General features: G+C 63.1%; 12 protein-coding genes. 5 read left to right on the forward strand and 7 right to left on the reverse strand.

All coding sequences use genetic code 11. The annotated features are described in order from the left end of the window. Positions 1–3: 3 nt before the first annotated feature. A complete protein-coding gene (locus NCS03_RS25880) occupies positions 4–672 on the forward strand; it encodes a flagellar basal body L-ring protein FlgH (protein ID WP_008346373.1) in 669 nt (222 codons plus the stop codon). Positions 673–689: 17 nt separating this feature from the next. Here NCS03_RS25880 and NCS03_RS25885 read toward each other — a convergent pair whose 3' ends face one another. Next, positions 690–1,439, reverse strand: a complete 750-nt coding sequence (locus NCS03_RS25885) for a response regulator (protein ID WP_033536014.1) — start codon at positions 1,437–1,439, stop codon at positions 690–692. A 244-nt stretch (positions 1,440–1,683) separates the two neighbouring features. Between NCS03_RS25885 and NCS03_RS25890 the strand changes: the two genes are divergently transcribed. The 4 genes from NCS03_RS25890 to NCS03_RS25905 all read left to right on the forward strand — a co-directional run bounded on the left by NCS03_RS25890 (position 1,684) and on the right by NCS03_RS25905 (position 6,282). Next, positions 1,684–2,412: a response regulator gene (locus NCS03_RS25890; RefSeq protein ID WP_008346377.1), complete on the forward strand. Its 729-nt coding sequence runs from the start codon at positions 1,684–1,686 to the stop codon at positions 2,410–2,412. Positions 2,413–2,417: 5 nt separating this feature from the next. After that, a complete protein-coding gene (locus NCS03_RS25895; protein ID WP_175980222.1) occupies positions 2,418–3,725 on the forward strand; it encodes an ATP-binding protein in 1,308 nt (435 codons plus the stop codon). After that, on the forward strand, positions 3,722–4,615 hold the full coding sequence (locus tag NCS03_RS25900; protein WP_250441373.1) for a tyrosine-protein phosphatase: 894 nt from the start codon (positions 3,722–3,724) through the stop codon (positions 4,613–4,615). Before NCS03_RS25895 ends, NCS03_RS25900 begins: the two co-directional genes overlap by 4 nt. Positions 4,616–4,932: 317 nt before the next feature. Beyond that, positions 4,933–6,282: an ATP-binding protein gene (locus tag NCS03_RS25905; protein WP_175980220.1), complete on the forward strand. Its 1,350-nt coding sequence runs from the start codon at positions 4,933–4,935 to the stop codon at positions 6,280–6,282. 134 nt (positions 6,283–6,416) lie between these two features. Here NCS03_RS25905 and NCS03_RS25910 read toward each other — a convergent pair whose 3' ends face one another. The 6 genes from NCS03_RS25910 to NCS03_RS25935 form a co-directional block, all read right to left on the reverse strand. Beyond that, positions 6,417–6,974, reverse strand: coding sequence for a hypothetical protein (locus NCS03_RS25910; RefSeq protein WP_008346383.1), 558 nt, complete (start codon positions 6,972–6,974; stop codon positions 6,417–6,419). Positions 6,975–7,117: 143 nt separating this feature from the next. Then, positions 7,118–7,408 (reverse strand): hypothetical protein, encoded by a 291-nt coding sequence (locus NCS03_RS25915; protein ID WP_175980219.1) that lies wholly within the window; start codon positions 7,406–7,408, stop codon positions 7,118–7,120. Positions 7,409–7,508: 100 nt separating this feature from the next. Beyond that, on the reverse strand, positions 7,509–8,519 hold the full coding sequence (locus NCS03_RS25920; protein ID WP_008346388.1) for a hypothetical protein: 1,011 nt from the start codon (positions 8,517–8,519) through the stop codon (positions 7,509–7,511). Between the two features lie 134 nt (positions 8,520–8,653). Beyond that, entirely contained in the window at positions 8,654–8,884 is a 231-nt protein-coding gene (locus NCS03_RS25925; RefSeq protein ID WP_175980218.1) for a hypothetical protein, read from the reverse strand. A 404-nt stretch (positions 8,885–9,288) separates the two neighbouring features. Next, positions 9,289–11,034 carry a tannase/feruloyl esterase family alpha/beta hydrolase gene (locus NCS03_RS25930; RefSeq protein ID WP_250530082.1) on the reverse strand — a complete coding sequence of 582 codons (1,746 nt, stop codon included), beginning with the start codon at positions 11,032–11,034 and terminating at the stop codon, positions 9,289–9,291. A 102-nt stretch (positions 11,035–11,136) separates the two neighbouring features. Continuing rightward, a complete protein-coding gene (locus tag NCS03_RS25935) occupies positions 11,137–12,390 on the reverse strand; it encodes a porin (RefSeq protein WP_175980217.1) in 1,254 nt (417 codons plus the stop codon). Between the last annotated feature and the right edge of the window lie 15 nt (positions 12,391–12,405).

Below are 12,405 nucleotides of genomic sequence, written 5' to 3' on the forward strand. Positions count from 1 at the left end.
TTCATGAAATTCGCGACATTGCCCTGCTCGGCGTTCGCACTCGCACTGGCGGCGTGCTCGTCGTCGGGCTCGCACTCGATCGTCGAGATGCCCACTTATGCGCCGGCCGTCGCGCAACCGGTCAACGTCAACACGCTGGGCGCGATCTATCAGGCGGGATCGTCGGTGTCGCTGTACGAGACTTCGCGCGCGCAGAAGGTCGGCGACGTGCTGACGATCCGTCTTGCGGAGTCGTATCAGGGCAGCAATTCCGCCGATGCCAAGGCGAGCCGCGCGAGCAGCATCAGCGCCGAGGCCGCCGACAAGTCCAGCAGCGCGGCGGCGCGGCTTGCGCGTCTTTTCAACGTCGGTTCGGCGGATACGTCGTTCAAGGGCAATGGCAGCACGAGCAATCTGTCGGCGATGAGCGGCACGCTCGCGGTGTCGGTCATCGGCACGTTGCCGGGCGGCAATCTCGTGGTCGCGGGCGACAAGATCATCGCGATGAGCGGCAATCAGGACCGGTTGCGTTTCTCGGGCATCGTCAATCCGAAGGACATCGAGGCAGGCAATTACGTCGCGTCGAACAAGGTGGCGAATGCGCGCATCGAGCAGGCGGGCGTCGGCATGCTCGCGGATTCAACGACGATGGGCTGGCTGCAACGTCTCTTCATGAGCGTGCTGACTTTCTGACGATGAAGCCGCGCGCGCTACAGGGTCGCGCGCGCCGCGATGCGCCCGGCCGCGGTCGGATCGCCGTGCGGCACGAAGATATAGCCCTGGCCCCACACCGTCTGCACGTAACGCGGTTCGGACGGATCGATTTCGAGCAGACGGCGCAGACGCCAGATCGCAACATCGAGACTGCGATCGCGATGCGCGCCGTTGCCGCGCATTTTTTCGTTGAGCTGCGCGCGCGTGAGCACGACCATCGCGTTCTTCACGAGTGTCTTGAGCAGCGCGAATTCGCCGGAGCGCAGCGCGATGCGTTCGCCGTCGCGGCGCAACTCGCGCGCGCCGAAGTCCATTTCGAACGGGCCGAAACGATAGGCCGGGCGAATTTCGGGCGCGCTCGCCGTGTCGGACGACACGGGCTCGCGGCGTCGCAGGATCGAGCGGATGCGCGCCAGAAGCTCGCGCGGATCGAAGGGCTTGCCGAGATAATCGTCTGCGCCGAGCTCCAGCCCGATGACGCGATCGAGCACGTCGGAGCGGGCCGTCAGCAGAATCACGGGGATATCGTCGCGCGCATTGCGCAGTTCGCGCAGCGCGCTGATGCCGTCCTTGCCGGGCATCATCACGTCGAGCACGACCATCGAAGGGCGCTCGGCCTGCACGCGACGGCGCAACTCCGTCCCGTCGTCGAGAACGGAGACGTCGAAGCCGTGCTGCTCCAGATAATCGCGGACGTGATCGCGCACGACGGGGTCGTCGTCGACCATCAGTACATGTGGTGTCATGCCCAAATTCTAAGCGCGACGCCGAGGCCCCCGCGACGCTTGCGAACTTTCCATTTCTTTCCGTTACGGCCTGTTTCGGCGCGCGTTTCGAGGGCGCTTTACCGACGCGCGGGGCTTGTCGCGGGAATGGAACGCGCGTGCTGCGAGGCTTCATCGCGCGAAAGACGCGTCCGGTAAGAATCCGTAACGTTGCGCGACGCGCGAGACGCGCTGTAAGGCATTTGTGTACGAATAGAATTTTGGGATGGCTACATCGGTTCTTATCGTCGACGACGATCCCGCGGTGCGCGACCTGCTGCGCCGCTTCTTTCAAGAGCAAGGCATCGACGTTTCCGTGCTGCACGATGGCGCCGGTTTGCGTCGGCGTCTGGAGCTCGAACGTCCGTCCATCGTCGTGCTCGACATCATGATGCCGGTTACGGACGGCTTGCGCGCGCTGCGCGATCTGCGCGCGGCGGGCGAAGACATTCCGGTGATCTTCGTGACTGGTTGCGACAGCGTTCCGCAAAAAATCGCCGGCCTGCAATCGGGTGCGGACGACTATCTCGCCAAGCCGTTCGATCCGCATGAATTGCTCGCGCGGATCGAAGCGGTGCTGCGGCGGCGCACGGCCGCGCCGAGCCGGCCCGAACCCGCGCCGCGCGAACGCTTCGGGCGCTTCGAAGTCGATTTCGTGTCGCGTTCGCTGTTGCGCGGCGACGAGCGCATCGCGTTGCGCGACAGCGAGTTCGCGCTGCTGAAGGTCTTCATCAAGAATCCGTACAAGGTGCTGTCGCGCGTGCTGATCCACGATCTCGTGCATCGCGACGATCTGCCTTTCCGCGATCGCGGCCTCGATGTGCCGATCTGGCGTCTGCGCCGTCTGATCGAAGACGATCCGTCGCATCCGCGTCATGTGCAGACCGTGCGCGGGCAAGGCTATGTCTTCGTTCCCGATGCGGACGATTCGGCATCCGGCTGGATCGAGGCGTAGCCGCGATGCGTTCGGGTTTCTGGCAGTCCGCGCGGACGCTGCGCGGTTTCATCGATTCGCTGTTCGGCCGCATGGCGATCGTGTCGATCGGCGTGCTGGTCACGCTGCAGGTCGGATGGTTCGCGATTCTCCACGTACAAGGGCCGCACAAGGAAGCGGATGGTTACGCGCGCGCGCTGCTGATCGTGCTGGAAGCGGCGCACAACGATGTCGCGCTCGGCGGACGGCTGATGCGCGAGACGCGCGTGCATATCGTGCCGGTGTGGAACATGCCGGAGCCGCTGACGCTGCGCGATCCCGCGAAGACGCGTCACGGGCATCTCGCGCGGCAGCTCGCCAGTCGTTTGCCGCCCGGGACGCAGATCGCGATCGATATCGACGGCCATAACAAATCGCGGCTCTGGGTGCGCTATCCGTCGAGCAATGTGTGGATCGTCGCGCCGATCGATCTGCCGCCGCCCGCGCCCTTCATGACCGAAGGCGTCGTGCTGCTCGCCGGCGCGCTCGTGCTTTCGCTGATTGCGACATGGCAGTTGCAGCGGCCGCTCGCGCGCGTCGCGCAGGCCGCGCGACGCTTCGGCGGCGGCGAGCGGCCGGTGCCCGTCGAGGAAAACGGGCCGCGCGAATTGCGCGAGCTCATCGGCGCGTTCAATCAGATGATGAAAAAGCTCACCGACGCCGACGACGATCGCGCCGTGATGCTGGCCGGCATCGCGCACGATCTGAAGGCGCCGCTCACGCGCCTGTCGCTGCGGGCGAGCGTGCTCGCGAAGGACGAACGCGAGCGCGCGAATTTTCTGCGCGACATCGATTCGATGACGCGCATCGTGCAGCAGTTTCTCGAATTCGCGGGACGCTCGTCGTCGGACGGCGCGACGACCGGCGTCGATGCGTTCATCGCCGAGCAGTTCGCGTCGCCCGAGGATGGCGACGAGCCGTTGTTCGCGCTGTCGCTCGAAGCGGGCGATGCGTTTCACTTGCCGCGCACTTTCATCGACCGGCTGATGACCAATCTCGTCGACAACGCGCTCGAACATGGCGAGCCGCCCGTCGAGATTCGCACCGCGCTGCGGGATGGCGACTGGCTGATCGAAGTGCGCGATCACGGACCCGGCATTCCCGACGAGCGCCTGGACGAAGCGCTGCGTCCCTTCGTGCGGCTCGATCCCGCGCGCAGCGGCAACGGGCATTGCGGCCTCGGGCTCACCATCGTCGAACGTCTGGCGCGCGAGCAGCGCGGCCGCTGCGAGATCGCCAATGCCGAGGGCGGCGGGCTGATCGTGCGTATCGTCATTCCCTTTGATCAAACATGATGCTTGCTTCGTCCACGCGTGAGGCGCCTTTGTCGCGCCGCGCTTTCATTCGCGGCGGCGCGCGCGTCGCATTGCTTTCGACCACTTTCGGCGCGGGCGCATTGCTATCGGCGTGCGGCGGCGCGAGCGAAGAGCGCAGCGTGATGGAAACGCCGAGGCTCTCCACGGTCGAGAATTTCCGCGATGTGGCCGGCGTGGGCGACGGCTATCCGACCGTCGATGGCGGCCGCTTGCGTCGTGGCGTGTTCTATCGGTCCGGCGCACTGACACCCGGCGATGCGGACGCGGCGTTGCTTGCGCGCTTGTCGTTGCGCGCGGTGCACGATCTTCGCGTGGTGGCGGAGGCGTCGCTTGCGCCGGACCGCGTGCCGACGGACGCGGTGCGCGAGACCCACGAGATCGCGCCGATCGACGCAGCCGGCGCGACGCCCGTCGATGCGGCCGCCGCGACCGCGTGGATGAACGCGCGACAGCGTCAGCTCGTGACCGATCCGGCCGCGCGCTTGCAATTCGGCGCGCTGCTGACTCGGCTTGCGCGTGTTTCAGGCGCGCAGGTGGTCCACGGCACGGCGGGCAAGGATCGGACGGGCTGGGCGGCGGCGCTGCTGCTCGCCATCGCCGATGTGCCGCTCGATGTGATCATCCAGGACTATCTGCTGACGAACACGGCGGCAGAGACGCAGATCGATGCGCGCGTGAAAGCGCATGCGGCGCGTGCCGGGATGAATGCGCAGGCGGTCGCGCCGCTTTATCGGGCGCAAAGCGCGACGATCGAAGCCGCGTTCGAGGAGATGCACAGCGGGTTCGGGACGTTGAGTAACTATCTCGCGCAGGGGTTGGCGGTGAGTGCCGCCGATGTGGCGATGTTGCGGGCGAAGTTGGTGGGGTAGGGTGGTGGAGGATTCGAGCGCGGCCTTCCGATTCGCCGCGCGCTCCGATGTCTTACCGATTCCGCAATTGAAGCAGTTGCTCAGATAAGCTCGCTCGGTTTCTCGCCGCGCCGGCGTCGCTCCAGTCCTTCGAACGAGGCTCTCTGCCTCGCTTTCCCGCACGGGCCGTCATCGTGGCGATATGCACGCTCCCGTATCGCCTGTCAAAATCAAATCTCCTTCGCGGCGGTGCTAGCATTCCCGCCACGAATCAAGCACGCCCGCCATTCTGAAAAAATAGAACCCTGCGATACATGAAAAAATAGACGAGGCCTCGAATGGAGACACACCAGACCCGCTCACCCCGCTCGATGACCTCGCGGCTCACCTGGTGGATTGCCTCCGTCGTCGCCGCACTGAGCGTGATGGCGGGCGTCGCCTCGTTTGCCGCCGCGTCTCACGAAGCGAATAAGCTTCAGGACGGCCATCTGCGCGAGATCGGCGCGCTCATCGATGCGAAAAAGCTCGTTCTGGATACGACCGCCGTCGCGTGGCAAGGCAGTCAGGATTCGGACGTGCGGCTCGTCATCTCGCGCCTGGAGCCTGAATGGGAAGCCGCGAACGCATCGGCACCGATCATCGTTCCGGCGACGCTCAAGGACGGCCTGCATGACCTCGAAACGCATGGCAGGCGCTGGCGTGTCGATGTCCGCACGCTGCATTCCGGAGACCGGATCGCGGTCGCGGAGCTGTCCACGATCCGCGATGAAATCGCCAGCGACGGCGCAATGCGTACCCTCTTTCCGATGCTCGCCCTGACGCCCGTGATCGTCGCGCTGGTCTTCTTTCTCGTGCGGCGGATGCTCCTGCCGGTGCGCCGTCTCGCGAGTGTCGTGGACTCGCAGGACGATGCAACGCTCGACACGCTATCCGAGGAAGACATCCCGGCAGAACTGCTGCCGTTCGTCACGTCGATCAACCGGCTCATCGGCCGCCTGAAGGATGCGATGGCCCAGCAGCGCCGTTTCATCGCCGATGCCGCGCACGAGCTGCGTTCGCCGCTTGCCGCGCTGTCGTTGCAGGCGGAGCATCTCGGCGCCGCGGACTCGGCCATCGTCGCGCGCGAGCGTCTCGTCACGTTTCACGCCGCGATACGGCGCACTGCGCGGCTCGTCGAACAGTTGCTCGCGCTCGCGCGTTCGCAGCATGGATCGTCGATGAAGCCATCGGTCGTATCGCTGCGAGAACTCGCAACCGATATCGTGATCCAGTCGGTGAACATGGCGGAGGACAAGCATGTCGATCTCGGGCTCGAACGCGTCGACGATGTCGACGTGATCGCCGACGCGCCCGCGCTGGCCGTCGTGTTGCGCAATCTCGTCGACAATGCCGTGCGCTACACGCCGGAAGGCGGCAGAGTGGATGTATCCGTCACTGTGAGCGGACAGGACTTGCTGCTGGAGGTGCAAGACTCGGGACCAGGCATCCCCGACGACGAACTGACTCGCGTGCTCGAGCCGTTCTATCGCATCCCCGGCACGCGCACGATGGGCAGCGGCCTCGGCCTTTCGATCGTGTCCGAAACCGCGCGGCGCAGTGGCGCTCGCTTCGTGCTCCAGAACACAGAGACGGGGCTGCGCGTGTGCTATTGGCATCCGCTGCGCGAGCGGACCGCCGGGAGCATGTGATAAAAAAAAGGCGACTCGCCAGAAGAACGATGGCGAGCCGCAAGAGGGATCGGTCAACAACTACTGCGCAGGCAGATTAGCACCGGTTTCACGCGTGAAATCGCATCGGAAAGATGCCGTAAGGAAAGCGCCCTTCACTGTGTGCGCGAGACCACCATACGGTCGACCAGCGCATCGAGCTTCTGCCGCGCGCTCGCGAAACGGTCTACGTTCAGACCATTGGTGTCGTAGCGCGCCGTCACGAGAATCTGCCCTTGACGCACGATCGTGAGATCGATCGCCGACAGATACGGCACCGGCTCGCTGCCGAACGCGCGCTTGTTCCAGCTCGTCGTCGCGGCGTAGACGAACATCGCCTCGCAACCGGGCGGCGACGTGCCGGGGTTATAGACCGTCGAAATCACACCGCGCCGCTGCAACGCGACCTGCAGCGAGGGCACGAAGTCGCCTGTCGCGACGTTCTGGTTCAGTTCGATGCATACGGATTGCAACGAGGCAGGCGAGCCCGTCACCGATGTCGGCGACGAATAGTTCGACGCGACCGTCATGCCCGCCTGCACGAGCGAGCCGGCGGCATCGGCGGCCGTAATCAGCGTCCACGTACAGCCGGAAAGCGCGCTTGCCCCGAAGGCAAGGAGCGCGCGAGCGATGAGCGTGCCGAACATGCTCGGGCCGCCGAATTGAACTTGCATGGCTTGGCGTCGTATCGATGGAAAGAAGGGCGGTGTGTCTGTCGACATCACGCATCGATATCTTCCCGCGACGCGCCGTCATCCGATATGCGGAGCAAGGCGCCAATCCGGCGAGTTATTTCCAGGTATTAATCCGCGAGCGATCAGACGAACAGGGACACGATTCCGCCGATGGTCGCCGCCGCTGCAACCCATTTGCCCGCGGTGTAGAAGCCATTCGTATCGGTCGCCTGCACTTCGGGACGTTCCAGCCCGAGCGCGCCATAAGCGAACGATTTCACCGATGACGGCGGGTTGGTTTGCTGAGGGACGGCGGCATCGTCGGCCGATGTGTCCTGCTCGACGTCGGTCGTGTCATCGGCAGGCGCGGCGCGGCGGGGAAGAGGCGTATCGGCGCTCGTATAGGCGGCCGTGGTCGCACTGTTGATCTGCATCGCTGGCCTCGTCTTTATGCGCTACTGCAAAGCCGCAATAACGGCCTGTCGCGACGATGCTTGAACACGCCCGCCTTTCGGTTCCTTACCGCTGGCCCGATCACATCGGATGGTTCTGCACGAAGGTCTTGTATGCCCAGTAGGCGGCTTTCTGCGTGAGTCCGTCGCTCTGGATAAGACCGTAATCGCCTTCGCTGTCGTCGTAGAGTTCGAAGGCCTGAATCGACTGGATGTTGTACTTCGACGCGACGCTCGCGAACTGCGCCATCATCAGACTGCCTGTCATGTATGTCGCGATCTGGCTGTACGAGCCGAAGTCTGGGCGCACGCCGAACTCGTTGATCCATACCGGCTTGCCCATATCGTGCAGAAACTGGAGCACGTCATGACATCCCGTGCCGCCACATGCGTGCGTCATGTCGCCCTGACTCGAATACCAGTGCCACGACGTGACATCCCAACTCACCGCCGGATGACCCCAGGTGCCGTCCGGTTGCGAACCGTCGGCGAGCATCTGGAAGAAAGCGGTGTGCAGCCAGGTGCCGCCCAGGACGATCTTCGCGGAGCTGTCCACGGACTTCACGCCTGCGATCATCCCGCGGATCACGCCGCGCGCGAGCATGAACGACCAGTTGTTGTACTGATACCAGACGGTGCCGTCGACATTGCCGATAAGCGCCTTCGCTTCGAGCTCGTTGCCGACCTCGTAGTACTTGTAGGGGTAGCTGTTGGCCGTCTGCTGGCCGAGCGTGTAGCCCGCCTTGTAGGCGTCGTTCTCGCTGTTGTAGTTCAGGTTCATGAGCATCACCGGATACACGGTGACGCCGCCTTCTTCCATCGTCTTCGCGATGTTCGCAACCATGTTGGCCGATGTCTGGCTGTACACGTCATTGCGATAGATCGTTGCGCCGAGATCCTGCAATTGCGACAACTGCGTCTTCGCGCCCACGACGTCGTATGCGCCGCCGTTGCTGTTGTGGCCGTTCGCGCCGTAAAAGATCGAGCCACTGCCGCTTGCGGCCTTCGCGGTCGACTTCAGCGATGCCGCGCTCGTGCTGGCCGCGGCGGTGTCGGCGGGGTTGTCGCTGCCACCGCAGGCGGCAAGCACCATGCTTGCGGCGAGGGTTGCCGCAATGGATCGGGGCAGGAAGGAGGCAATTCTGTTCTTCATGGCGTTTAGTATGACTAACGGAGATGCGCGCTTTCGCAACGATCAGGGCACACGTTGAGCGCCGGGTCGAGCGATCAACGAGGCGATGCGCAGAATCGGTCGCGCATCCGAAATAGTTGAAAGAGCTTGTTAGTAATCCGAATGACCGGCTCAGGATGAACGCCATTGACGACGCGTATCGGTGCGCCGAAAAAGCCAAGCCAGTGCAGATTCGCTGAAGCAAAGCCGAGCACAAAAGCGATGTGCATGCGGAATGGCCAGCGTTCGATGACGATGATCCGCGAACGTGAATTCGCGTCGGTCATCGGTAACATGTGCAGCGATACGACTTCGATGACGTCAAAATTGCTGACGGCGGCGCGATACAGTTCGCGCCCTGAGCGTGCGTTGCCGGTATTAAGTCAGCGGGGAAAGGTTACTTTGTTCCGACGTAGAAGTAAACCCGATAGCAGAAAAAACATCTTGTGTACGGCAACATTTCGACTGGTCTTTTCTGCCGTTTATCGTTTTCTGCGTAGCCGTTTCTACTGCAGCAAGGGTGCTGATAATCGTTTCGCTTGCCTTGCTTGGATTGCCATGCTTCGGCGAGAACGGCACAGGAACTTCTCGTGGCAGCAGAACTGACTCTGTGCCCGCGTGAGTCAAGGGGGAAGTGCGCGCCGCTGCATCGCCGGTAATGATGGAACGACAGCGGCGCGCTCGATGCAACTTACGGTGCAGCCACGCCCTGCGTCTTCGGGCTATACGACGTATAGAAGCTCGCGCCCGCCCATGTCGGCGCAGCGTCGTTATACAGCGGCGCACCTTGGCTCCAGTTCGCACCGTCGTGCCAGTCGCCGCTGCCGCTGAACTTCGCCACGGCCGGATACGGATACACCGGACGCGATGCCGTCACCTTGCTCGTCGTCGCATCGGTCTGATAGGTCATCACCGCATTCGGCGATGTGCCTTGTTCGACCCAGCCCGTGATCTGCGATACGAGATCGATGTTCGGAAAGCCTTCGCCGCCGCCGCAGTGACCCACGCCCGGCACGACATACAAACGCGAGAACTCGTTCGCGCTCGCTTCGCCCATCGTGTCCTTCACGGCCTGGTAATAGCGGATCGTGAAAAGCGGGGAGATGTGCTGATCCGCCCAGCCGTGCCACAGGATCAGCTTGCCGCCCGCGTTCTTGAACGCCGACAGATCGGGGCTCGTTGCATCGTTGAGCGGATGGTTCGCCTGCAGATAGCTCGAATAGAAGCTCGCATCGTGATAGCCGAAGGTGTCGACATTCGGCATCGACGGCGACCCCGTGAAGATCAGGTTATATGCCCCGGTCACGATCATGTAGCTGAAGAGACTGGTGACGGGCACGGCTGCGTCCGTCGAGTTCGTCGTCGGCACTTCGACGCCGATCCAGTTCGCTTCCGAGCCGAACTGCGGCGAGCCGCCCAGCATGGGCATGCCGGTATTCGTATCGGTCGGGCCGCTGTAGATCTTCGAGGCCGTTGCGACTTCGGCGGCCGTCAGACAGTTGCTCGTGCTCGATGCATTGGCCGCGCATTGAATCGATGCGGGATCGAAGTGACAGGTACGCGGATCGGCGAGGAGACCATCGGGTACGTTGGCTTGACCGCCGCATGCAGCCACGACTGCCTTGTGCAGCAGTTGAGCCTTGTCGGCATAGAGCACGGCCTTGCCTGCGCTCGTACCCGTCGTGCTGTTCGATTCGACGTTCCAGCCGTGATAGAGCGAGTTTTGAATCTGGAAATGCGCAGCCGGCGCGCCCGCGACGATGCCGTTGTAATCCGACGGATAACGTTGCGCGGCCATCAGCGCTTCACGGCCGCCATCCGAACAGCCGACGAAGTAAGCGTATTTCTGCTCCTGTCCGTAGTAAGCCTTGATCAACTTCTTCGCGGCGAGCGTCGTGATGTGCTGGCCGCGATACGCAAAGTCGGCCTGCTTTTGCGGATCGGTCGACCATGTCGAATCCTGACCCGAATGACCCATGTCGGTCGCTGCCGTGACAAAGCCGCCTTGTTGAACGAGCGGGCACGTATAGCTGAAACTGAAGGAGCTCTGCTGAGTCGGATCGCTCAGATTGCCGCACAAGCCGCCGCAGCCGAGTTCGGCGAAGCGCTGTGTCCACGAGTCGACGGGCAGTGCGACCTCGAACGTATTCGAAGGCGCGAGCGTGCCTTTGACCGTGCAGAAGTTGACGGTGGCGCCGTTGACGGTCGCGGCCGTGACCGTCGCCGATGTGATCGTGCTGCCGGTGCCGCCGATATCGCTCAAATCGACCGATGCCAGCTTCGAGCAATCGACCGTAGGTTTCACCACGGCCAAGGGTGTTTGCGCGGCGTTGCCGCTACCGCTATTGTTGCCACTGCCTCCGCATGCCGTGACGACGACGGTCACGAGGCAGGCGGTTATCAGCGCCAATAATCGCTTGGGATCCAGAGCTCTCATAGTTATCTCCTAGACTTCGTTTTGATGGCGTACGGACGAACGTCGCCAGCACGCCGAAGCGTGCGGACGATATGAAACGATCGTGGTGCTACGCGCGTTCGATCAGAAGCGATGGATGATGCCGACGCCCGCCGCGAACATGCTGCGCGATGCCGACGGCGCGCTCTGGAAGCCGTCGCCGATCGTTGCGTTGGCGGCCGTCTGACGGTTCGTAGCGGTGCCCGAGGGCGCCGCCAGCGTGTTGCCGTTCGCACGCTGGAACGCTTCCAGTGCGTACAGTCCCGTGCGCTTCGACAGCGAGTAGTACTGCGAGAGATTGAACTGGTGGTACGACGCCGCGTCGTTGATGCCGTTCGCCTTGCTGGCCCATGTATAGCTGTAGCCCGCTGCGAAGTCCCATGCTGACGTCGCCTTCCAGTGCAACACCGAGCCGACCGTGTTGAACACGGCTTCGTCGGTGAATTGCGAATTCACGCCCGGGATGTATTGAACGTTCGTGTACGTGACCGAGATGTCCCACGCGCTGTTGAACTGATAACCGCCTGCAACCGCGAAGCGCTGTTGCGCTTGTGCGCGTTGATAACCGGCCGTCACCGCCGACACGCCCGGCTGGCCCGAACCATCGGTCGCTGCCGTGCTGTTGATCGTCGTCGAGCTGCTGCTGTAGATGCCGCCGCCATTGGCCGCGTTGTTGATGCGCGAGAACGCGACCGTGCCGCCGATCGGGCCTTGCTGGTATTGCAGCGCAGCCGACCACGTCGACCCCTGATACACGCTGTCAGGCACGCCTGCAAGCGAGTACGAGCCGCTTACGGTGAAGCCATACATCTTCGGCGACGTATAGACGATCGAATTGTTCGCGCGATAGATCGTGTCGAGGCCGTCCAGATCGCCCGGATGCGCGCCGAAGTAACCGGTCAGCCAGTTCGTCGGGCTATACGGCGAGAGCAGCGTGTAGTACGAGGTGTATTGACGACCCAACGTCAACGTACCGTACGCCGGATTCGTGAGACCGACCCATGCCTGACGGCCGAACATCGCATTGGTGAACTGTGCTTGTCCGCTATTGATGTCGAAGCCCGATTCCAACTGGAAGATGGCCTTGTTGCCGCCGCCGAGATCTTCGGCGCCCTTCAAACCGAAGCGGCTACCGGCCCAGATGCCCGATCCGGTCTTGACGTTCGAGCGGCCCGGGTTCGTCTTTGCGAGATTGGTCTGGCTGCTCTGATAGACGATCGAATCGTCGACGATACCGTACAGCGTGACGCTGCTTTGCGCTAACGCCGGCGTTGCGATCGCCGCCGCATAGAACAACACGCCCGCGCTCAATGGCTTGAGTTGATGTCTCACTCTCATACACCCTCATCGTTG

Source organism: Caballeronia sp. ATUFL_F1_KS4A (assembly GCF_023630905.1).
Taxonomy (GTDB): Bacteria; Pseudomonadota; Gammaproteobacteria; order Burkholderiales; family Burkholderiaceae; genus Caballeronia; species Caballeronia zhejiangensis.

Excerpts from the sequence above, each read along its gene's own strand:
- NCS03_RS25900 (WP_250441373.1), top strand. The coding sequence starts at position 3,722 with ATGATGCTTGCTTCGTCCACGCGTGAGGCGCCTTTGTCGCGCCGCGCT.
- NCS03_RS25935 (WP_175980217.1), bottom strand. The coding sequence starts at position 12,390 with ATGAGAGTGAGACATCAACTCAAGCCATTGAGCGCGGGCGTGTTGTTC.
- NCS03_RS25905 (WP_175980220.1), top strand. The coding sequence starts at position 4,933 with ATGGAGACACACCAGACCCGCTCACCCCGCTCGATGACCTCGCGGCTC.
- NCS03_RS25930 (WP_250530082.1), bottom strand. The coding sequence starts at position 11,034 with ATGAGAGCTCTGGATCCCAAGCGATTATTGGCGCTGATAACCGCCTGC.
- NCS03_RS25915 (WP_175980219.1), bottom strand. The coding sequence starts at position 7,408 with ATGCAGATCAACAGTGCGACCACGGCCGCCTATACGAGCGCCGATACG.
- NCS03_RS25895 (WP_175980222.1), top strand. The coding sequence starts at position 2,418 with ATGCGTTCGGGTTTCTGGCAGTCCGCGCGGACGCTGCGCGGTTTCATC.
- NCS03_RS25925 (WP_175980218.1), bottom strand. The coding sequence starts at position 8,884 with ATGACCGACGCGAATTCACGTTCGCGGATCATCGTCATCGAACGCTGG.
- NCS03_RS25885 (WP_033536014.1), bottom strand. The coding sequence starts at position 1,439 with ATGACACCACATGTACTGATGGTCGACGACGACCCCGTCGTGCGCGAT.
- NCS03_RS25890 (WP_008346377.1), top strand. The coding sequence starts at position 1,684 with ATGGCTACATCGGTTCTTATCGTCGACGACGATCCCGCGGTGCGCGAC.
- NCS03_RS25920 (WP_008346388.1), bottom strand. The coding sequence starts at position 8,519 with ATGGTGCTTGCCGCCTGCGGTGGCAGCGACAACCCCGCCGACACCGCC.
- NCS03_RS25880 (WP_008346373.1), top strand. The coding sequence starts at position 4 with ATGAAATTCGCGACATTGCCCTGCTCGGCGTTCGCACTCGCACTGGCG.
- NCS03_RS25910 (WP_008346383.1), bottom strand. The coding sequence starts at position 6,974 with ATGCAAGTTCAATTCGGCGGCCCGAGCATGTTCGGCACGCTCATCGCT.